Source organism: uncultured Sphingomonas sp. (assembly GCF_934560975.1).
Taxonomy (GTDB): Bacteria; Pseudomonadota; Alphaproteobacteria; order Sphingomonadales; family Sphingomonadaceae; genus Sphingomonas_I.
This window is the reverse complement of the sequence record NZ_CAKTFO010000002.1, coordinates 209,621-230,230: the sequence shown is the minus strand read 5'-3', so window position 1 is coordinate 230,230 and position 20,610 is coordinate 209,621. Positions and strand designations below refer to the sequence as shown.

At 68.3% G+C, this 20,610-nt stretch carries 16 protein-coding genes and 1 pseudogene; 12 read left to right on the top strand and 5 right to left on the bottom strand.

Features of this window, described 5'->3' with window-relative positions; genetic code table 11:
• Positions 1-234 precede the first annotated feature (234 nt).
• Both Q0D93_RS03030 and Q0D93_RS03025 read left to right on the top strand, forming a co-directional pair.
• The gene (locus tag Q0D93_RS03030) at positions 235-1,122 is read left to right on the top strand and encodes a pyridoxal-phosphate dependent enzyme (protein ID WP_294391176.1); all 888 of its coding nucleotides are present in this window, start codon (positions 235-237) and stop codon (positions 1,120-1,122) included.
• Positions 1,017-1,912 (top strand): annotated as a pseudogene (locus Q0D93_RS03025) (DUF72 domain-containing protein). Before Q0D93_RS03030 ends, Q0D93_RS03025 begins: the two are co-directional and overlap by 106 nt.
• Here Q0D93_RS03025 and truA read toward each other — a convergent pair.
• Together truA and fmt are read right to left on the bottom strand one after the other, a co-directional pair.
• Positions 1,906-2,643 (bottom strand): tRNA pseudouridine(38-40) synthase TruA, encoded by a 738-nt coding sequence (truA, locus tag Q0D93_RS03020; RefSeq protein WP_294391172.1) that lies wholly within the window; start codon positions 2,641-2,643, stop codon positions 1,906-1,908. The pseudogene Q0D93_RS03025 and the gene truA sit on opposite strands and share 7 nt — an antisense overlap.
• Before the next feature lie 82 nt (positions 2,644-2,725).
• Positions 2,726-3,658 (bottom strand): methionyl-tRNA formyltransferase, encoded by a 933-nt coding sequence (gene fmt, locus Q0D93_RS03015; protein ID WP_294391169.1) that lies wholly within the window; start codon positions 3,656-3,658, stop codon positions 2,726-2,728.
• A gap of 60 nt (positions 3,659-3,718) precedes the next feature.
• Between fmt and recR the strand changes: the two genes are divergently transcribed.
• Entirely contained in the window at positions 3,719-4,315 is a 597-nt protein-coding gene (gene recR / locus Q0D93_RS03010) for a recombination mediator RecR (RefSeq protein ID WP_294391165.1), read from the top strand.
• A 62-nt stretch (positions 4,316-4,377) separates the two neighbouring features.
• Complete coding sequence (gene def / locus Q0D93_RS03005; RefSeq protein WP_294391162.1) at positions 4,378-4,911, top strand: peptide deformylase; 534 nt, start codon at positions 4,378-4,380, stop codon at positions 4,909-4,911.
• 27 nt (positions 4,912-4,938) lie between these two features.
• On the opposite strand, the gene Q0D93_RS03000 is transcribed toward def, so the two are convergent.
• Positions 4,939-5,331 carry a four-helix bundle copper-binding protein gene (locus Q0D93_RS03000; protein WP_294391159.1) on the bottom strand — a complete coding sequence of 131 codons (393 nt, stop codon included), beginning with the start codon at positions 5,329-5,331 and terminating at the stop codon, positions 4,939-4,941.
• A gap of 124 nt (positions 5,332-5,455) precedes the next feature.
• Between Q0D93_RS03000 and rmuC the strand changes: the two genes are divergently transcribed.
• The 5 genes from rmuC to Q0D93_RS02975 all read left to right on the top strand — a co-directional run bounded on the left by rmuC (position 5,456) and on the right by Q0D93_RS02975 (position 16,429).
• On the top strand, positions 5,456-6,823 hold the full coding sequence (rmuC, locus tag Q0D93_RS02995; RefSeq protein WP_294391157.1) for a DNA recombination protein RmuC: 1,368 nt from the start codon (positions 5,456-5,458) through the stop codon (positions 6,821-6,823).
• Between the two features lie 289 nt (positions 6,824-7,112).
• A complete protein-coding gene (locus tag Q0D93_RS02990; RefSeq protein WP_294391154.1) occupies positions 7,113-8,414 on the top strand; it encodes an efflux RND transporter periplasmic adaptor subunit in 1,302 nt (433 codons plus the stop codon).
• A gap of 68 nt (positions 8,415-8,482) precedes the next feature.
• The gene (locus tag Q0D93_RS02985; protein WP_294391258.1) at positions 8,483-11,593 is read left to right on the top strand and encodes an efflux RND transporter permease subunit; all 3,111 of its coding nucleotides are present in this window, start codon (positions 8,483-8,485) and stop codon (positions 11,591-11,593) included.
• Positions 11,594-11,660: 67 nt separating this feature from the next.
• Positions 11,661-15,002, top strand: coding sequence for an efflux RND transporter permease subunit (locus Q0D93_RS02980; protein WP_294391152.1), 3,342 nt, complete (start codon positions 11,661-11,663; stop codon positions 15,000-15,002).
• On the top strand, positions 14,999-16,429 hold the full coding sequence (locus Q0D93_RS02975; protein ID WP_294391151.1) for an efflux transporter outer membrane subunit: 1,431 nt from the start codon (positions 14,999-15,001) through the stop codon (positions 16,427-16,429). The genes Q0D93_RS02980 and Q0D93_RS02975 overlap by 4 nt, the downstream gene beginning before the upstream one ends.
• Here the strand turns inward: Q0D93_RS02975 and Q0D93_RS02970 are convergent.
• A complete protein-coding gene (locus tag Q0D93_RS02970; protein ID WP_294391148.1) occupies positions 16,386-17,582 on the bottom strand; it encodes a S41 family peptidase in 1,197 nt (398 codons plus the stop codon). The genes Q0D93_RS02975 and Q0D93_RS02970 overlap by 44 nt on opposite strands.
• Entirely contained in the window at positions 17,579-18,433 is an 855-nt protein-coding gene (locus Q0D93_RS02965; protein WP_294391145.1) for a hypothetical protein, read from the bottom strand. The genes Q0D93_RS02970 and Q0D93_RS02965 overlap by 4 nt, the downstream gene beginning before the upstream one ends.
• Before the next feature lie 85 nt (positions 18,434-18,518).
• Here Q0D93_RS02965 and Q0D93_RS02960 point away from each other — a divergent pair, with 85 nt between their 5' ends.
• Genes Q0D93_RS02960 through Q0D93_RS02950 form a run of 3 tightly spaced genes read left to right on the top strand, consistent with a single transcriptional unit; the run spans position 18,519 to position 20,560 of the window.
• Positions 18,519-19,526 carry an adenosine deaminase gene (locus Q0D93_RS02960; protein ID WP_294391143.1) on the top strand — a complete coding sequence of 336 codons (1,008 nt, stop codon included), beginning with the start codon at positions 18,519-18,521 and terminating at the stop codon, positions 19,524-19,526.
• Positions 19,523-20,044: a phosphoribosyltransferase family protein gene (locus Q0D93_RS02955; RefSeq protein WP_294391140.1), complete on the top strand. Its 522-nt coding sequence runs from the start codon at positions 19,523-19,525 to the stop codon at positions 20,042-20,044. Before Q0D93_RS02960 ends, Q0D93_RS02955 begins: the two co-directional genes overlap by 4 nt.
• A 57-nt stretch (positions 20,045-20,101) precedes the next feature.
• Entirely contained in the window at positions 20,102-20,560 is a 459-nt protein-coding gene (locus Q0D93_RS02950; protein ID WP_294391137.1) for a hypothetical protein, read from the top strand.
• Positions 20,561-20,610: the final 50 nt, after the last annotated feature.

The following is a 20,610-nucleotide window of genomic DNA, read 5'->3' as shown; positions in this document are numbered from 1 at the left end:
GGCGAACCCGCGGTCTTCTGTTTCGACACAAATCACTGCCTTGCGGTGGAAGTCCCATGGGGCAGCGGAGGCGGCTACATAAGGAGGGGGGGTCCCCCTGTAAAGTTGCAATCGCGCGACATTGCGAGACGTTCCTTTTCGATAGGACAAACCGTGAATAATCAGCGATCTAAAGACCCTTGCCGACCATCGGCCACAGGCATCTCGGCGGCGGCGAAGCGGGTTTGCGGAGTCGTGACCCTGACGCCTCTGCTGCCCGTGCCGACCGAAACGGGCCGGGTATGGATCAAGGCCGAATCGTTGCAGCTGGGTGGCGCATTCAAATTGCGCGGCGCCTATAACCGCCTGGCGCAGATGAACGCGGAGGAGCGGAGGGCCGGCGTGGTGGCGTTTTCGTCCGGCAACCATGCCCAGGGGGTAGCACGGGCGGCGGCCATGCTCGACACGGCCGCCACGATCGTGATGCCCGCCGACGCGCCCGCCGTGAAGATGGCGGCCACGCGGGCGCTGGGCGCTGAGATCGTGACCTATGATCGACACACGGAGAGCCGGGAGGCGATCGCGGCGAGCCTGGCGGTGGAACGCGGCGCGGTGCTGGTGCCGTCGTTCGACGATGTGGACGTGATCGAGGGGCAGGGCACGGCGGGGCTGGAGATTGCCGAACAGCTTGGCCGCGCGCCCCGGCGGGTGATCGTGCCGTGCGGCGGCGGCGGTCTGGCGGCGGGGATCGCGCTTGCCTTGCCGAACAGCGCGATCGTCACCGCCGAGCCGGAGGGGTGGGACGACATGGCGCGGTCGCTGGCCGGCGGGAAGATCGTCGAGGTAGCAGCGGATGCGCCGTTCACGTCGTGCGACGCGCTCCAGTCGCGGCGCGTCTCCGATTTGACCTTCGGAGCATTGCGGGAGGCCGGCGCGCACGGGTTGTGGGTGAGCGAGGCGGAGACGCAGGCGGCGATGCGCTTCGCCTTCGGCCTTGGCCTGGTGGTGGAGCCCGGCGGCGCGGTGGCGCTGGCGGCATGGCTGGCGGGCAAGGTAGCGGACAGCGAGGGCGATACCGTGATCGTCTGCTCCGGCTCCAATGTGGATCCCAGGGCGTTTGCACGGGTAATGGAGGCGGCATGACGATCCGGGTCGGCATCGGCGGCTGGACCTATGAGCCATGGCGGGACACTTTCTACCCGCCCAAATGGCCCAAGGCGCGCGAGTTGGAATATGCGGCGTCCAAAGTGACCGCGATCGAGATCAACGGCACCTTCTACTCCACGCAGAAGCCCGCCACCTGGGCGGACTGGGCCAAGCGCACGCCCGACGATTTCGTGTTCAGCGTCAAGGCTTCGCGCTTCTGCACCAACCGCAAGGTGCTGGCCGACGCGGGCGAGTCGATCGCCAAGTTCGTCAACCAGGGGCTGGTGGAACTCGGGCCGAAGCTGGGTCCGATCCTGTGGCAGTTTGCGGCGACCAAGCCGTTCGACACGGACGATTTCGGCGCATTCTTGAAGCTGCTGCCGCAAGAAGTGGCGGGGGTGACCCTGCGCCACGCGATCGAGCCGCGCCACGACAGCTTCCGCGATCCCGCCTTTGTCGCGCTGGCGCGTGCGGCAGGGGCCGCGATCGTGTTCGCGGATGCCGACAAATATCCGCAATTTGCCGACCTGACGTGGATTTCGTCTATGCCCGGCTCCAGAACCAGCGGGCGGAGGAGCCGACGGGTTACGCCCCGCAGGCGCTGGACGCGTGGGCGGATACAGCCAAGGCATGGGCACGCGGGGAAGCGCCGGAGGGCTATGCCTATGCCGACGCGCGGGAAAGGTCGCAGGGTGGTCCACGCGACGTGTTCGTGTTCATGATCAACGGCGCCAAGGAGCGGGCACCGGCGGCGGCGATGGAGTTGATCTGGCGCGTCGATCAGTAGCGGGCGGCAACGAAGTAGAGCCCATCGGGCGGGGCGTTGAGGCCGAGGGCGGCGCGGTCCCTTGCCTCCAGCGCGTCCGCCACATCCCGCGCGCTCCATTGCCCTTGCCCTACCAGCGCGAGGCAGCCGACCATGGAGCGCACCTGATGATGGAGGAAGGAGCGGGCGGCGGCTTCGATCTGCACCTCGTCCCCTTCGCGCCGCACGTCGAGGCGGTCGAGCGTCTTGACCGGGCTTTCCGCCTGGCAATGGGCCGAGCGGAAGGTGGTGAAATCGTGCCGCCCGACCAGCAACTGTGCCGCGTCATGCATCGAATCCACGTCCAGATCGCGCCCGATCCGCCAAGCCCGGTGCCGGTCCAGCGTCAACGGCGCGCGGCGATTGGCGATGCGGTACAGGTAGGACCGGCCGAGGCAGGAAAAGCGGGCATGCCAGTCGTCGGGCACCACCTCGCACCCGAGGATGGCGACCGGCTGCGGCTTGAGGTGGGCGTTGAGCGCCTCCATCAGGCGAAACGGCGCGATCGGCTTGGCGATGTCGACATGCGCGGTCATCGCGAGCGCATGCACGCCTGCATCGGTGCGTCCGGCTGCGTGGAGCGTGGCGGGCTGACCGGTGATGGCGGCGGCGGCATCCTCGATCGCCTGCTGGACCGATGGGCCGTGAGCCTGACGCTGCCAACCCATGAAGGGCGTGCCGTCAAACTCCACCGTCAGGCGAAAGCGGGTCATGCTCTGGACGCTCCTTCTCCGTGGCGGGAAGAAGATAGGGATACGGGAAGGCTGCGCTCTTTGTCGTAAGCGCGGGTCACCCTCACCCAATCCTCTCCCCCAACGGAGAGGGCTCCAGGAGGGTGCCGGCGGAGATGGAGAAGCCGCGCAGCAGTTCGGCCGCGGGCATGACGCCGCGTCCGGCGCGTTGGAGCTGAACCGGGCGGATGGCACCGGTTCCGCAGGCGATCAGCAGCGCATCGTCCAGCACGGTGCCGGGTGCGCCGCTGCCGCCCGCGACCTCCGCCGCAAGGATGCGGATGCGTTCGCCCGCATGTTCAAACCAGGCGCCGGGGGCAGGCGCGAAGGCGCGGACCTGGCGCTCTATCTCGACGGCGGGGCGGGCGAAATCGATCCGCGCCTCGGCCTTGTCGATCTTGGCGGCGTAGGCGACGCCGTCCGCCGGCTGCGGCTGTGGCGGATAGTCGCCGGGATCGGCCAGCACCTCCGCCATCATCCGCGCGCCCATCTTGGCCAGTTCGGCGGTGAGCGCGCCGGCATCCTTGGCGGCGACCGGCGTGGTTTCCACCGCCAGCATGTCGCCGGTGTCCAGGCCCGCCTCCATCGCCATGATGGTGACGCCTGTATCCGTGTCCCCAGCCAGGATCGCGCGCTGCACCGGCGCGGCGCCCCGCCAGCGCGGCAGGAGCGAGGCGTGGACGTTGAGGCATTCCCAAACCGGAATGTCGAGGATCGCCTGCGGCAGGATCAGGCCGTAGGCGGCGACGATCGCGGCGTCCGGCTCCAGCGCGGCAAAGGCGTCCTGCTCGGCCTCGCTCTTCAGCGACGCGGGGGAGCGGACCGGCAGGCCCAAAGCCTCTGCCCGCACCTGCACCGGCGAGGAGCGGTCCGCCTTGCCGCGCCCGGCGGGGCGAGGGGGCTGGGTGTAGACGGCGACGATCTCGTGCCCCGCGTCGTGCAGGGCATCAAGCGTCGGAACCGCGAAGTCGGGCGTACCCATGAAGACGATGCGCATGGCCGTCCTCAACCACAATAAGCGGATGACGGAAAGGGGTGCGGACCCTATCTGTTCGCCATGGCGTCTCCTGAAATCGATAGCTTGACCCAGGCGCTGGCCCGTCTGCCGGGGCTGGGGCCGCGATCGGCGCGGCGCGCGGTGCTGCATTTGTTGAAGAAGCGGGAGGTGGCGCTGGGGCCTCTGCTGCGTGCGCTGGAGGCGGTGAACGAGAAGCTCGCGACCTGCGCCACCTGCGGCAATGTCGATACGACCGATCCGTGCGCCATCTGCGCCGATCCGCGCCGCGACGTGCGGATGCTGTGCGTGGTGGAGGAGGTGGCCGACCTGTGGGCGCTCGATCGCACGCGGCTGTTCCCCGGGCGCTTCCACGTGCTGGGCGGGCGGCTGGCGGCGCTGGAGGGGATCAGGCCGGAGGACCTGACGATCGACCAGCTGATCGGCCGGATCGAGCGGGGCGGGGTGGACGAGGTGGTGCTGGCGATGAACGCCACGCTGGAGGGGCAGACCACCGCCCACTACATTGCCGAGCGGATCGAGCGTTTTCCGGTGCGGGTGACTCAGCTGGCGCATGGCCTGCCGGTCGGCGGCGAGCTCGACTATCTGGACGAGGGTACGTTGGCGCAGGCGCTGCGCGCGCGGCGGCCGGTGGCCTGATCGATCAGGCTGATCGCCGCGCTTCGCTTGAAGTCGCGCGCTCTCCGGCATATTTTGCGTGCATGGCCATTCTCCCGATCCTTGAGGCGCCGGATCCCCGGCTGCGCGTAAAGTCCGTTCCCGTGGAGGCGGTCGACGACGATCTGCGCGCGTTGATCGCTGATATGTTCGAGACGATGTACGACGCGCCGGGTATCGGCCTTGCCGCGATTCAGGTGGGGGTGCCCAAGCGCGTGCTGGTGATCGACCTGCAGGAGGAGGAAGGCGAGGACGGCAAGCCGATCCGCAAGCCCCAGGTCTTCATCAATCCCGAATTGAGCGAGCCGATTCGGGAGTTGCGGACCTATACCGAAGGCTGCCTGTCGGTGCCGGACCAGTTCGCGGACGTGGACCGCCCGGCCGAGATCCGCGCCCGCTGGCTCGACGGGGATGGCGTCCCGCATGATGAGCGGATCGGCGGCATGCTCGCCACCTGCCTCCAGCATGAGATGGACCATCTGGAGGGCATTCTCTTCATCGACCATCTGTCGCGGCTGAAGCGGGAGATGGTCTTGAAGAAGCTGGAAAAAGCCCGGCGGCAGCGCAAAGCCGCGTAAAGGTATCGCATGTCCACGATCGGGCGGTCAGTGCCCGATCGTGGACAGCGCCTCGCGGCAATCGCGCGCGCATTCGCGGCACATCGTCGCGCAGCGGCGGCAATGCTCATGGTCGTGCTTTTCGCACTCGTCGGCGCAGATCTCGCAGATGGTGATGCAAGCCTCCAGCATGGCGCGAAGGGCGGCCTCGTTGCTGCCAGCCCGGCGTACCGCCAGACGTGAGGTCGCCCCGCACACGTCCGCACAGTCCATGCAGGTGCGGATGCACTGCGTCATGTCCATGTCCTCGGCGGAGCAGGCATCGGCGCAGGAGGTGCAGATCAGCGCGCAATACATGGCGTGCTTGGCGGCTTCGGCCAGAGGCTCGTTGAGGTGACCCTGCACGTCGGGGTGGCTGGCGATCATCTTGCGGATGGACATGCGCGCGCTCCTGTTTGGTGACGAACGGCGGGCCCGGCGCAGCGGTTCCTCTACCCCGCTTGAACCCCGCGCTTGACCCAAAGGCACAGCATGGTAAGTTCACGCTTCGTTCCGGGAGAGGCGCATGGATGCGGGTGTGGCGTTGTTGGTGGCGGTGATGGCGCTGGTCGCGGGGCTGGCGATCGGGTGGCTGCTGGCCGGGCGCGGCGCGGTGGCGCTTCGTAGCGAACGCGATCGTTTCGAGGAACGTGCGCTCCAGGTCGACCTGCTGCGCAAGACACTGGACCAGGTGAGCCGCGAGCGTGATGCGGCCCAGCGCGAGCTGGCGGGCGAGCGGGCCGCCGCAACCGAGCGCGCGCAGGCGTTCGAGGGGCGGATCGCGGAATTACGTGAGGCCAAGGATGCGCTATCGGCCCAGTTCAACGAGGTGGGCACACGCCTGCTGGCCGATGCCCAGCGCCAGTTTCTCGACCGGGCCGATGCGCGCTTCCGTCAGTCGGAGGAGAAGAGCGGCGATCAGTTGAAGGCGCTGCTGCAACCCGTCAGCGACCGGCTGCTACGCTATGAAGAGGGCGTGGCGCGGGTCGAGGCCGAGCGGCGGGATGCATTTGGTGATCTCAAGGGCCTGATCGATGCGATGCGGGTTGGCCAGGAGCGGGTGAGCAGCGAGGCGGCACGGCTGGTCAATTCGCTGCGGGCCGCGCCCAAGGCGCGCGGGCGCTGGGGCGAGCAGCAATTGCGCAACGTGCTGGAAACGTGCGGGCTGTCCGAACATTGCGATTTCCAGACCGAGGTCAGCGTCGACAGCGAGGATGGCCGGTTCCGTCCCGACGTGATCGTGCGGGTGCCGGGTGGGCGCACCTTGGTGATCGATGCCAAGGTGTCGCTCAACGCCTTCCAGGACGCGTTCGCCGCGGTGGACGAGGCGGAGCGGGCGATCCACCTGACCTCTCATGCCTCCGCGATGAAGGCGCACGTCAACACATTGGGCTCCAAGGCATATCAGACGCGGTTTGCCGACACGGCCGACTATGTGGTGATGTTCGTGCCGGGCGAGCATTTCCTGTCGGCCGCGCTCGACCATGATCCGCAGCTGTGGGATTATGCGTTCGAACGGCGCGTATTGCTGGCGACGCCGACCAACCTGATCGCGATCGCGCGAACGGTGGCTGCGGTGTGGCGGCAGGAGCGGCTGGCGAGCGATGCCCGCCGCATCGCCGACCTGGGCAAGGAGCTGCACGACCGCTTGGCCAAGGCGGCGGGCGACCTGCGCAAAGTGGGCGGCGGACTGACCAGCGCGGTGAACAATTACAATGCGTTCGTCAGCAGCTTCGAAAGCCGGGCGCTCGTCTCCGCGCGCAAGTTCCGGGACCTCAACATCGACACGGGCGGACGCGAGATCGAGGACGTGGCTCCGGTCGAGGCGCTCGCGCGCTATGGCACGGGCAGCGATCCGCTATTGCCGTCCACGCGCGCGGAAGCGGCGGAGTAACCGGGGCACGCCGGGATCGTCATGGGTCTCGGGCGGTGGACGTCTGGGTTGGTGCGGCCCTTCGGGTCGCGTCGTGAGGTAAACCTTCGACGGCACGGGAAATCCTGCGTATTTCATACACGCATCGGCGTATCTGTTTGACAGCTGCCGTTAAAATCCTGTTCTTCACGGCCGGTTCAGATCGATTGTGAGATTGCAAGCGCGCCAGCCTACGGCGAGGGGGAGCCGCCCATCGGCTCCCGCAAGGTCGGGGTTGTTTCCGCCGGCAACTCTCCTGCAAGGGCTTGCGATGAACGAAGAGAATCGGACGGCGGTGGAGCCGGTGGAACGCTCGCCGCGCAGTCGCCGCAATGCCGTGATTACCCTCGTGATCCTCGTCGTCGTCGGGCTGCTTGCTTGGGCGCTGACCCGTGGCGGTGATGGCGAGGGGCGGGGAGGTCGCGGGGGGCGGCAGCGACCCCCGACGACCGTGGGCACCGCAAAGGTCACGGCGGCGGACGTGCCGCAATCGCTGCAGGCGATCGGGACGGTGCAGCCGATCGTCGCGGCCACCGTCCGGCCGCAGCTTTCGGGCAACATCTTCACCATCAACTTCACCGAGGGGCAGGTCGTCTCCAAGGGGCAATTGCTGGCCCAGATCGATCCGCGGCCCTATCAGCTTGCGCTGTCCCAGGCGGAAGCCAATCTGACCCGCGACCAGGCGCAGCTGACGCTGGCCCGCGCCGACCTCCAGCGTTACCGCACCTTGTTGCAGCAGGATTCGATCGCCCGCCAGCAGGTGGATACGCAGGCGGCGACGGTGAAGCAGGTGGAAGGCACGGTCGGCGCCGACCGCGCGGCGGTGGGTGCGGCGCGCCTCAATCTGCAATATACCTCGATCACGGCGCCTGTGTCGGGCCGGGTCGGCCTGCGCCAGGCGGATGTCGGCAATTATGTCACGCCGGGCGACGCCAACGGGATCGCGGTGATCACCCAGACCACGCCGATCGATGTGAGCTTCGCCGTGCCGCAGGGCAATCTGCCGGGCATATTGAGCAAGCGGCGGGCTGGCGGCGACCTGCCGGTCACCCTGACCGACCAGGCAGGGTCGCAGGTGATCGCGCGCGGGCGCTTCCTGACCTTCGACAACCAGATCGATGCGGCGACCGGGACCGTGCGGGCAAAGGCGCGCTTCCCCAATCCCGACGGACACCTGTTCCCCAACCAGTTCGTGAACGTCGCGTTGCTGGTGGACACGCTGCGCGGCACGCCCACCGTGCCGGTGGCGGCGGTGCGCCATGGGACGCAGGGCGACTTCGTGTTCCTGCTGCGGCCCGATCGCACGGTGAAGCAGCAGGTGGTGACGACAGGGCCGTCGGCTGGCACCCGCGCCGCGATCCTGGCGGGCGTGCGGGCCGGGCAGACGGTGATCACCGAAGGAGCCGATTCCCTGGAGGATGGGGCGTCGGTGATGCTGCCGGGCGATCGCCCGACCATGCCGGAGCGGCAACGCAAAGGCTTCTTCGCCCGGCTGTTCGGCGGGGATGAAGAGGCGCCGCGCGAACGGGGCGCCGGACAGGGGCGGCAAACGGGCGGCGCGTCCGGCCGGTGAGCGAGGTCCGCACCAGCAGCGGCGGCACCAGCCTCGGCGCCGAGCAGGAGGTGCTGGGGCCGGAGGGGGTGAACCCGTCCCGCCCCTTCATCATGCGGCCGGTGGCGACGACCCTGTTCATGCTCGCCATCCTGCTGGCCGGCCTGGTCGGCTACCGCTTCCTGCCGCTCGCCGCCCTGCCGCAGGTGGATTACCCCACCATCCAGGTCCGCACCTTGTACCCCGGCGCAAGCCCGGACGTGATGAACCTGACGGTGACGGCACCGCTGGAGCGGCAGTTCGGGCAGATGGCGGGGCTCGGCCGGATGTCGTCCGTGTCCAGCGCGGGGGCATCGGTTATCACGCTCCAGTTCAACCTCGATCTGCCGCTCGACGTGGCGGAGCAGGAGGTGCAGGCCGCGATCAATGCCGCCAACACGCTGCTGCCGTCGGACCTGCCGGCGCCGCCGATCTACGCCAAGGTCAACCCGGCCGACGCGCCGATCCTGAGCCTGGGCGTCACGTCGCCGACGCGGACGCTGGCCGAAGTGCAGAACATGGTGGAGCAGCGCGTTTCCAACAAGATCGCGCAGATTTCCGGTGTCGGCCTGGTGTCGCTGTCGGGCGGGCAGCGGCCGGCGGTGCGCATCCAGGCCAATGTGCAGGCGCTGGCCGCCCATAACCTCTCGCTGGATCAACTGCGCAGCGCCATCTCGTCCGCCAACGTCAACGGCGCCAAGGGCAGTTTCGACGGACCGACGCGAAGCTGGTCGATCGAGTCCAACGACCAGCTGGCCAGCGCCGAAGAGTATCGCTCGCTCATCATCGCCTATCAGGGCGACGCGCCGGTGCGCCTGGCGGACGTGGCCCAGGTGGTCGACAGCTCCGAAAATGTGCGGTTGGGCGCGTGGATGAACAAGACGCCTGCGATCGTGCTGGACGTTCAGCGCCAGCCCGGGGCGAACGTGATCGGCACGGTGGATGCGATCAAGGCGGCTTTGCCCGACCTTGAGGATGCACTGCCGGCGGACGTGCATGTGACGCTGCTGACCGATCGGACGGTGGGCATCCGCACCTCCGTCCACGACGTTCAGCTGGAGCTGGTGTTCGCCATCATCCTGGTGACGCTCGCCATCTTCCTGTTCCTGGGCTCGTTTCAGGCGACGGTGATTGCCAGCCTGGCCGTACCGCTGTCGATCGTCGGCACCTTTGCGGTGATGCACCTGCTGGGGTTCAGCCTCAACAACCTGACGTTGATGGCGCTGACCATCGCCTCGGGCTTCGTGGTCGACGATGCGATCGTGGTGACGGAGAATATCGCACGCCATATCGAGGAGGGCGCGAGCCCACTGGCGGCGGCACTGCGCGGCAGTCGCGAGATCGGCTTCACCATCATCTCGCTGACGGTCAGCCTGGTCGCGGTGCTGATCCCGTTGCTGTTCATGGGCGACGTTGTCGGACGGCTGTTTCGCGAGTTCGCGGTCACGCTGGCGGTGACCATCCTGATCTCGGCGGTGGTTGCGCTGACGCTGGTGCCGATGCTGTCCGCCCGCTGGCTCCGGCCGGAGCACGAGATGCACACGCCGCGCTTCGTCGCCGCGACCATGGCGTGGTTCGACCGGCTGTCGCATCATTACTCGCGCTGGCTCGATTGGGTGCTGCTGCGTCAGGGGCTGGCGATGATGGTTTTCCTGGGCAGCGTCGTGCTGACCGCCGTGATGTTCGTCGCCATACCCAAGGGCCTGTTCCCGGAGCAGGATACCGGCCAGCTCCAGGTGGTGACCGTGGCGGGGCAGGGCGTGTCGTTCGGCCGGATGACGGCGCTTCAGCAGCGGGTGGCCGACGTGCTGCTGGCCGATCCGGATGTGGAGAGCCTCAGCTCCAATGTCGGTGTGGACGGGCAGAATCCGGCGCTGAACCAGGGCCGGATGCTGGTCAACCTGAAGACCAAGGAGGATCGCGAGGGGAGCCAGGCCGCCTTGATCCGCCGTTTGCAGGATCGCGCGCGGGAGGTGGCCGGCCTCACGCTCTACATCAGGCCCGTGCAGGACCTGACGGTGGATGCCGAGGGAGGAGCGACCCAATATCGCTTCGCCTTACAGGGAGCCGACCAGGCGGAGGTGGAGCATTGGGCCGAGCTGTTGCTGGCCGAGATGCGGTCGCTTTCGCAGGTCAGCCACCCCATTTCCGACGTGCAGAACCGGGGACGCGCGGTCACCGTGCATATCAACCGCGACGTGGCGGCCCGGCTGGGGATCAGCGCGGCCGCGATCGACAGCGCGCTCTACAATGCGTTCGGGCAGCGCATCATCTCGACCATCTTCACCCAGACGACCCAGTATCGCGTGATCCTGGAAAGCCAGCCGGGGCTGCTGACCAGCCCGCAGGCGTTGCAGCAACTTTACGTCCAGACGGCGGGCGGAACGTCAGTGCCCTTGTCCACGGTGGCGACCTTTGTGGAAGGCGACGCGCCGTTGCAGGTCACCCGCGCGTCGCAATTCCCGGCCGCCACGATCGGGTTCGACCTGCCGCGCGGCCAGTCGCTGGGCGGGGCGGTGGATGCGATCAACGCGGCGGAACGGCGGATCGGCGTTCCGGAGGCGATCACGACCAACTTCCTGGGCGCGGCCAATGCCTTTCGCGCCAGCCTGGCCAACGAGGTCTGGCTGATCCTGGCGGCGATCGTCGTGGTCTACATCGTGCTGGGCGTGCTGTACGAAAGCTTCGTCCATCCGGTCACGATCCTGTCCACCTTGCCATCGGCGGGCGTGGGGGCGCTGCTGGCGCTGTGGATCACGGGCAATGACCTGGGCGTGATCGGTATCATCGGCATCGTGCTGCTGATCGGGATCGTGAAGAAGAACGCGATCATGATGATCGACTTCGCCATCGACGCACAAAGGAGCGAGGGCAAGGATCCCGACAGCGCGATCCGCCAGGCGGCGCATCTGCGGTTCCGGCCGATCATGATGACGACCTTTGCCGCCTTGTTCGCGGCCTTGCCGATGATCTTCGGGTCGGGAATGGGATCGGAGCTGCGGCAGCCGCTCGGCCTGGCGATCGCGGGCGGGTTGATCGTCAGCCAGGCGCTGACCCTGTTCACCACGCCCGTCATCTTCCTGGCGTTCGAGCGGGTGTCCGCCCGCGTGCGGCACATGCGTGAGGCCGAGCCCCTGCTGCCGCTGGAGGAGCGGGCGTGATCGGCGCGCATTTCTCCGTCGCCGGGCAGGGCGCCGCCGCGCGGTGCGGATCGGCGGAGCCGGCCGCGTGAACCTGTCCGCGCCGTTCATCCGGCGGCCGATCGGAACCCTGCTGCTGACGGTGGGATTGCTGCTGGCGGGGATCGCCGCCTTTTTCGGAATGCCGATCGCGCCGCTGCCGCAGGTCGATTTCCCGACCATCAGCGTGCAGGCGAACCTTCCCGGAGCGAGCCCCACCACCATGGCGACCAGCGTCGCCTCCCCGCTGGAAAAGCGGATGGCGACCATCGCCGGCGTGACCGAGCTGACCTCAAGCTCCGGGGTGGGATCGGTGCGGGTCACGGCGCAGTTCGACCTGTCGCGCAACATCGACGGCGCGGCCCGCGACGTGCAGGCGGCGATCAACGCGGCCCGCGCCGACCTGCCCGCGACGCTGCGCACCAATCCCAGCTATCGCAAGATCAACCCGGCCGACGCGCCGATCATGATCATCGCGCTGACCAGCGATACGCGCACGCCGTCCGAAATCTACAACACGGTGTCCAACGTCGTGCAGCAGCGGCTGTTGCAGGTGCCGGGTGTCGGCGACGTGGAGCTTGGCGGGGCGGCGCTGCCGGCGGTGCGGATCGACCTCAACCCGCTGGCCTTGTCGCGCTACGGCATCCCGCTGGAGGATGTGCGCACCGCCGTCACCGCGACCAGCGCCAACCGGCCGCGCGGCGTGATCGACGGCCCGAGCACCGCGTGGCAGATCTATGGCGACGTGCCGGGCCTGCACGCCAGGGATTATAGCGGCATCGTCATCGCCTGGCGCAGCGGCGTGGCAGTGCGCTTGCAGGACGTGGCCCAGGTCTATGACGGCCCGCAGGACGTGCGGACGATGGGGCTGTTCAACGGCAAGCGCGCCGTCACCATCGTCATCAGCCGCCAGCCGGGTGCCAACATCATCGCCACCGTGGATGCTGTAAAGGCGCAGCTGCCCGGCCTCCAGGCGGTGATCCCCGCCGACATCAAGATGCATGTGGCGTCTGACCGCACCACCACCATCCGCGCGTCCCTGCGCGAGGTGGAGGTGACGCTGGTGATCGCCACGATCCTGGTGGTGATCGTGGTGTCGATCTTTCTCCGTTCGCTGCGGGCGACGATCGTCCCGGCCGTGGCGGTGATCGTGTCGCTGTCGGGCACGATCGGGGTGATGTACCTGCTGGGTTTCAGCCTCAACAATCTGTCGCTGATGGCGCTGACGGTGGCGACCGGCTTCGTGGTGGACGATGCGATCGTGGTGCTGGAGAATATTTCCCGCCACGTGGAGGAGGGAACGCGCCCGCTGGAGGCGGCGCTGCGCGGGGCGCGTGAGGTCGGCTTCACCGTGCTGTCCATCTCGATCAGCCTGGTGGCGGTGTTCATACCCTTGCTGTTCATGCAGGGCATCGTCGGGCGGCTGTTCAACGAATTCGCCGTCACCATGACGGTGGCGGTTCTGATCAGCCTGGTGATCTCGTTGACCACCACGCCCATGCTCGCGTCCCTGATCCTGCGCCGGCCGCAGGACGTAAAGCCGAGCCGCTTTGCGGATTTTTCCGAGCGGCAGTTCGACCGGCTCCAGGCCTTCTACGCCCGGCGGCTGGACTGGGCGCTCGCCAACCGCGGCGCGACCCTGATGCTGCTGATCGCGGCCGTGCTGCTCAACATATTCCTGATGACGCGGATACCGTCGGGCTTCTTTCCCGAACAGGATACGGGATCGCTGATGGGCGGGTTGCGCGCGGACGAGAGCATCTCGTTCCAGGACATGCAGGTCAAGCTCACCCGGATCGTGGGGATCATCAAGGCGGACCCGGCGATCAACACGGTGGTGGCGTTCACCGGCGGATCGCGGGCGGGCGGCGGCTTTCTGTTCTCCACCCTGAAGCCGCAGCGCCAGCGCGATCCCGTGCAGAAGGTGATCGAGCGGTTGCGCCCCAAACTGGCGCAGGTCACCGGCGTCACCGCTTACCTGATGCCGGTGCAGGACATGCGGGTCGGCGGGCGTGGCGGCAATTTGAGCTACCAATATGAGCTGAAGGCCGACGATCCCGGCGTGCTGTTGAAGGCCGCACCGCGTCTGGGCGAGGCGTTGAAGCATGTGCCGGAGATTGCGGAGGTCGACGTCGACAGCGACCAGGGCGGCGCGGAGGTGTTCGTCGACATCGACAAGGATGCCGCGACCCGGCTGGGCGTTCCGATCTCCGCCATCACCAACACGCTGTACGACGCCTTCGGTCAGCGGCAGGTGGCGACCATCTATAGCGGCCTCAACCAATATTATGTGGTGATGGGCGTGGCGCCGCGCTTCACCGGATCGCCCGCCGCGCTGGACAATGTCTACGTGCCGGCACGCGCGGCCCAGACGGCCACGGGCGCCACCGCCCCGGTCACCAACGCCAACGCCGCCACCGGGCCGACCGGCGCGGCTGCGGGCACCGGCACCGGTGCAGGGACGGGAGCGGTGAGCGGGCAGTCTTCGGGTGCCAGCGCCAACGGGCTGCGGACGGTCGGTTCGGCTTCGGCGGTCGGAGGATCGACGCCGACATCGTCAACCGGCCAGGCGCGCGATGGCGCGGGCGGGGCGGCGGTGAACATGACGCCGGCCAACATGATCCCGCTGTCGGCCGTCGCGCACTGGTCTGTCCGCTCGACCGCATCGGAGGTGGAGCATACCGACGCTGCGCCATCCACCACCATCAGCTTTTCGCCAGCGCCCGGGTTCTCGCTGGGCCAGGCCATCGCGCGCATCCGGCAGGTCGAGCAGAGCCTGAACCTTCCCGTGCAGGTTCGGGGAAGCGTGGCCGGAACCGCCCTGGTGTTCCAGAAGTCCAGCCAGTCCAACCCGATCCTGATCCTGTCCGCGATCGTGGTGATCTACATCGTGCTCGGCATATTGTACGAAAGCGCGATCCATCCGCTGACCGTCTTGTCGACTTTGCCATCGGCGGGGCTGGGCGCGGTGCTGGCGCTGATGCTGACGGGATCGCAGTTCGACCTGATCGCGCTGATCGGCCTGATCCTGCTGATCGGCATCGTGAAGAAGAATGCGATTCTGATCATCGATTTCGCGCTGGATGCGGAACGGTCGCGCGGGCTGTCGCCGGTGGCCGCAATCCGCGAAGCGTCGCTGCTGCGGTTCCGCCCGATCCTGATGACCACGCTGGCGGCCGCGTTCGGCGCGCTGCCGCTGGCGATCGGCTTCGGCGAGGGGGCGGAGCTGCGCCGGCCGCTGGGCATCGCCATCATGGGCGGGCTGATCGCCAGCCAGTTCATCACCTTGCTGACCACGCCGGTCGTCTATCTGGCGCTGGATCGCTTTCGTCGCACCCGTTCGCGCGGGGCCGCCGCCGTCCCTCCGCCCCAAGGGGTTCCTGCCGCATGATCCGTTCTCCGTCGCCCGCCATCGCCGTCACGGCGCTGCTGGCGCTGTCCGCCTGCAACCTGGCGCCGCGTTACCAGCGGCCCTCCGCCACGATCCCTCCCAGCTTCAAGGAGGCCCCGGGCTGGCGCGGCGCGGCGCCGGCCGATGCAGTGGCGAAAGGGCAATGGTGGCTGTTGTTCGGCGATCCCGTGCTGAACGACCTGGAAGGCCGGGTGGTGAACGCCAACCAAGACGTGGCCGCCGCCGTCGCCGCCTATGACCAAGCGCGGGCAGCGGTGCGGGAGGTGCGGGCATCCCTGTTCCCGGTGATCGACCTGTCCACCGGGGCGACGCGCGCCGGATCGTTCGGGGCCGGACGGCCGACCATTATCGGCGGCAATACGGTGAACGTCAGCAGCGGCAGCCGGCGCTATTCCGCATCCATCGGCGCGACGTGGGAGCCGGACCTGTTCGGCCGGCTGCGCAACGCCGTCAGCCAGCAGGGAGCACTGGCGCAGGCGAGCCAGGCCGACCTCGCCAACGTCACCCTGGCGGCGCAGGGCGAATTGGCGCTCAATTATGTCCAGCTGCGCGGGATCGAGCTGCGCAAGGCGATTCTGGATACCACGGTGAAGGCGTATCAGCGCGCGCTCACCATCACCACCAACCGCTACAATCAGGGCGTGATCGCGCGGGTCGACGTGTTGCAGGCGCAAAGCCAGCTGGACAGCGCGCGGGCCAACGCCGCCGACCTGGTGCGGCAGCGCGCGGTGCTGGAACATGCGATTGCGGTGCTGGTGGGCGAAAGCCCGTCCATTTTCACGCTGCCGGAGGTTGCGCAGGCGCCCAAGAGCATCCCCGACGTGCCGCCGACCCTGCCGTCCGCCGTGCTGGAGCGGCGACCGGACGTCGCGGCGGCGGAGCGCCGGGTGGCGGCGGCCAATGCCGCGATCGGGATCGAGCGCGCCGCCTTCTTTCCCGTCTTCGGCCTGTCGGGCGACATCGGCACGCAGACCGGCCGCCTGGGGGACCTGTTCACGGCCTCCAGCAGCATCTGGTCGCTCGGGCTGTCGGGCGCGTTGACCCTGCTGGATTTCGGCGCCCGCTCGGCCCGGGTGGAGCAGGCGCGGGCGGCGTACGCCCAGACGGCCGCCAATTATCGCCAGACCGCCCTGACGGCGTTCCAGCAGGTGGAGGATGCGCTCGCCGCAAACCGCATCCTGGCCTATGTCGAGACGCAGCGGGCGAGCGCAGCCGCATCCGCCAACCGGGTGGAAGCCTTGACCCAGAACCAGTATCTGGCGGGGCAGATCGCCTATTCCGACGTGATCGTGGCGCAGACCACCGCGCTGACCGCACGGGAGGCGGAGGTGCAGGCGCTGGTGGATCGTCAGGTGTCGGCGGTCAATTTGATCCAGGCGATCGGCGGGAGCTGGCCGGCTTCGTAAGCAGCGCCCGCGCCCGATCCAGCACGACGTCCTTGCCGGCACGCTGCTCCGCCAGGGTCGGGCGGACCTCCGCCAGCGGGCGGAGGCCCACGCCCTCCAGGCGATGCCCCGCCGGGGTGCGGATGTCGAATTCGGCCACGGTCAGCTGGCCGCTATCGGGCAGGCGGTAATAAGCGGCACCGGTCAGCGCGCCGGCGGTACGTTCGCCCACGGTGATCCCGCGTCCGCTTTCCCCGATCAGCGCGGCAACCGCCTCCGCCCCGCTCGCGCTGCCGTTGCCGACCAGCACCGCCAGGGGACCGCGATAGGCATCCGCACCCGCGCCGCTCGTCTTCTGGATCGATGTGGTCCTGCCGATCCGTTGCACCAGCGGGCGGTTCTCGCTGAAGAACAGGCCGGCGACCCGCGCGATCACGCCAGCCTCGCCGCCGCCATTGTCACGCAAGTCGAGGATCAGGCCTTGTGGCTGGGCCCGCGCAATCTCGCGTGCGATCCAGCGATCGTCGCCGCTATCGAACCCGTTCAGCCCCACCAGCAGGATGTTGCCGGGCAACAGCTCGGCCCGGCGCGACGCCTCCGGCTGCTCCAGCGTGGCGGGAAGGGTCAGGCGGTGATCGGCGCCGAACTCGTCCCGGAACACGAAGCGCGCCGCCTCTCCGGCCTTTGGCTGATAGTCGATGTCGACCTCGCCCCCGTTCACCTGCGAAACGATCCAGCCGATCTGGACCCCGGCCGTGGCGGCGGCGGAACCGGGCTGGACCCGCATCACCCGCCATTCTCCATCATCGTTGGGTAGCATGGTGAATCCGAAGCCCTGTGCGTCCTCGCCATCGTCGCGGGCCGCGCCGATCGCCAGCTGGATCGGATCGATCGCGTAGACGTGGCTGTCATCCAGGGTGGCCAGCATCTCGCCCAGGATCGTGTAGAACGCACGGCGGTCCGGCGCCGCCACCGCACGCGAACGGAATGTCGCGCGGGCGGCGTCCCACGCCTGCCCGGTTTCGGCCCGGTTCCAATATTTGTCGCGCACCAGCGACCAGGCACGGTCGAACACCCGGCCTTCCAGCGCGGCATCATAGACGGGCGCGGCGGCAGGCGCGGCGCCGGTCAGCAGCAGGGCGAGCAGCAGCGGATACAGGGGCGGTCGGGTCACGGCCGATCGAATGCACAATGGAGGATCAGGCTGCGCGGCTCGGCGACATACGTGATTTCGGCACACAGATCGAGCCGATCGGCGCCGAGCGTCACTGCCGCCCAAGGTCGCTGACGGCGGAGCGCATGGCTGACCACGATCTCGTCGCGGCCGGCGGGGTCGTCCGGGAGCCGCCGGTCGCCGGCAAAGTCGGAAATGCGGACCAGCAGATGGTCGAACCGGAAGCCCGCCAGAGACGCGGGTCGGGCGAAGTCGAGTTGCCGCACCGGACGGGACACGCCAAAGGCGGCACGGATCGTGCGCGGCGGTCCATGCCAGCCTCCGCCGTGATCGTGCGCCAGGGTCGCGCCGGCGGCAGCGGTTGCGGTGGTCTCCGTCTGGGCCGAGGCGAAGCGCAGCGCCAGTCCGTCCACCGGGCTGGACAGGCCGAACAGCCCGCTTTGCTCCAGCGACAGGGAACGAACGGCCTGGTTCGCGGGCGCGTCGCGACGGACCCAGCGCACCCGCGCATACGGCAGCAGGTCGGCCCCGATCGCCCCATCCACGCCGTCGCAGCAGGGACGGTCATAGCTTGCCACGGGGATCGGCAGGGTGCGCCCGGCGACCGTCAGCGGTGCGATGGCGATGCGGCCGTCCAGGCTGACGCGGCCCACCTCGATCGCGATATCCTGTTCCCAGGCGAGCGGCAGTCGGGCTGCCACGTCCGGGTTGAGTTCCACGCTGGTCCGCCGGTCGAGGTCCACCCGCAGGCGGACGGGGACGCCGGCTATGGTGGCGGCGATCACCGGATCGGCGGCGGGCAGGACCAGTTCGCCCTCGCGTACCGGCTTGGCGCGGGCCCCGACAAGCAATGCCGCGGCCGCGAGCAGACACGCCCCCTTCCGCCGGGCGCGGGGAACGCTAGATTGGGGGCACCAACGCCCGGAACCCAACATCATGACCGATCTCGACACGTTCATCACCGGCCTGCCCAAGGCGGAACTCCATCTCCACATCGAGGGCAGCCTCGAACCGGAGCAGATGTTCGACTTCGCCCGGCGTAACCGCATCCAGATCCCCTTTTCCTCGGTCGAGGAGCTGCGCGGTGCGTACAATTTCACTCGCCTCCAGGACTTTCTGGATATCTACTATCGGGGCGCCGACGTGTTGCGCACGGAGGACGATTTTCGCGACCTGGCGCTCGCATATTTTGCTCGCGCGCATGCCGATGGCGTGGTCCACGCCGAAATCTTCTTCGATCCGCAGACCCATACCGATCGTGGCATCCCGTTTCAGGTGGTGGCCGACGGCCTGCTGGCAGGGATGGCGGAAGCGGAGGCGCGGCATGGCATGTCGTCCAAGCTGATCCTGTGCTTCCTCCGCCACCTGGACGAAGCGGCCGCCTTTGCGACGTTGCAGGCGGCCGAGCCGTGGCTCGACCGGATCGCGGGCGTCGGCCTGGACAGTTCGGAGGTCGGCCATCCGCCGGAAAAGTTCGCGCGCGTCTTTGCCGCCGCCGCCACCCATGGGCTGAAGCGGGTGGCCCATGCCGGGGAGGAAGGGCCGGCAGCCTATGTGCTGGAGGCGCTGGACCTGCTGGGCGTGGACCGGCTGGACCATGGCAATCGCGCGATGGAGGATGACGCGCTGGTCACCCGGCTGGCGCGCAGCGGCATGGCGCTGACCGTCTGCCCGCTGTCCAACCTGAAGCTGTGCGTGGTGCGGGACGCGGCCGAGCATCCCATCCCGGCGATGTTGAAGAGCGGCCTGCGGGCGACGATCAATTCGGACGATCCGGCCTATTTCGGCGGCTATGTCGCGGACAATTACCGGGCGATCGCGCCGTTCGTCTCGCGCGAGCAGATCGTCACGCTGGCGCGCAACAGTTTCCTGGGCTCCTTTCTGGACGATGCGGCGGTGACGCGACACCTGGCGGCGTTGGATCTGTATGCGGAGGCGGCATGACCGGCCCTGAGTTCGCGCCGATAAGCCACGAGGCGTTCCTGGCTGACGTGCATGCTGTGGCGGAGGCGCTGGACGCGGGCGGATGGCGGCCCGACCATATCGTCGGCGTCGGCCGCGGGGGCCTGGTGCCGGGTGCCTACCTGTCGCACCGCACCGGCATTGGCCTGCTGACGATCGACTATAGCTCGGGCATTCCGGGCTTTGCCGACGAACTGCTGGCGAAGCTGGCCGGCGTGACCAGGGCAGGGCGGCGCATCCTGCTGGTGGACGACATCAACGACAGCAGGGGCACGATCGAGGCGATCCGCGCGACCATCGCGGCGCATGGCGGCAAACCGGACGGGGTACGGGTCGCCGTGCTGATCGACAATGTTCGCTCGCGTGCACGGGTGGACTATCGCGCCCGCACGATCGATCGCGCCACAAATAAACATTGGTTTATTTTCCCATGGGAGGCGGTGGCCTCCCGTGAAACCTTGCTGCAGGAAGCAGGAGAAGTGCCGGAAAGATTGGCCTGAGAGGGCACAAAATCAGAGTTAAGCCGTTCTTCCCTCAAGTTTTACAGGAGAGAGACGATGCGTAACCTGATGATGATTGCGGCAGCAGCTATTGCATTGCCGGCCATGGCCCAGACGACCGGCGGCACCGCCGGCGGGACCATGGGCGGCACGACGGGAGGGTCGGTCACCGCACCCGGATCGTCGTCCACTACGATGGGCACGGGCGTGGGTGTCGGCACGGATGCCGGGTCGCCGGTCGGCACGGGTCCCAACGTGGGTAGCCCCACCAGCACGATGCCGGGCGACACGGGCACCAGCGTGGGCTCGACCGGTTCGACGACCGGCACTGGAATGAGCAGTTCCTCCACCGGCAGCGGCATGAGCACCGATACGGGCAGCACGACCGGCGCAACCACCGGCAGCTCGCGCCGCTCGCGCGACACGACCCGGTCGCGCAACGGCGGATCGCCGCGCGCGACCATGGGCACGGGCACGGGCACGACGGCGACGCCGGGCGGGGTTCCGCCGCGCTGATCTAGCGACCGCGCGTGAGCGGAGCCCAGGGAAAACGATATAGCCCCCGA

Coding starts and splice junctions, on each gene's coding strand:
- Q0D93_RS03000 (WP_294391159.1), bottom strand. CDS start 5,331: ATGTCCATCCGCAAGATGATCGCCAGCCACCCCGACGTGCAGGGTCAC.
- Q0D93_RS02960 (WP_294391143.1), top strand. CDS start 18,519: ATGACCGATCTCGACACGTTCATCACCGGCCTGCCCAAGGCGGAACTC.
- truA (WP_294391172.1), bottom strand. CDS start 2,643: ATGACCCGCTTTCGCCTGACGGTGGAGTTTGACGGCACGCCCTTCATG.
- Q0D93_RS02975 (WP_294391151.1), top strand. CDS start 14,999: ATGATCCGTTCTCCGTCGCCCGCCATCGCCGTCACGGCGCTGCTGGCG.
- Q0D93_RS02950 (WP_294391137.1), top strand. CDS start 20,102: ATGCGTAACCTGATGATGATTGCGGCAGCAGCTATTGCATTGCCGGCC.
- Q0D93_RS02990 (WP_294391154.1), top strand. CDS start 7,113: ATGAACGAAGAGAATCGGACGGCGGTGGAGCCGGTGGAACGCTCGCCG.
- recR (WP_294391165.1), top strand. CDS start 3,719: ATGGCGTCTCCTGAAATCGATAGCTTGACCCAGGCGCTGGCCCGTCTG.
- rmuC (WP_294391157.1), top strand. CDS start 5,456: ATGGATGCGGGTGTGGCGTTGTTGGTGGCGGTGATGGCGCTGGTCGCG.
- Q0D93_RS02955 (WP_294391140.1), top strand. CDS start 19,523: ATGACCGGCCCTGAGTTCGCGCCGATAAGCCACGAGGCGTTCCTGGCT.
- def (WP_294391162.1), top strand. CDS start 4,378: ATGGCCATTCTCCCGATCCTTGAGGCGCCGGATCCCCGGCTGCGCGTA.
- fmt (WP_294391169.1), bottom strand. CDS start 3,658: ATGCGCATCGTCTTCATGGGTACGCCCGACTTCGCGGTTCCGACGCTT.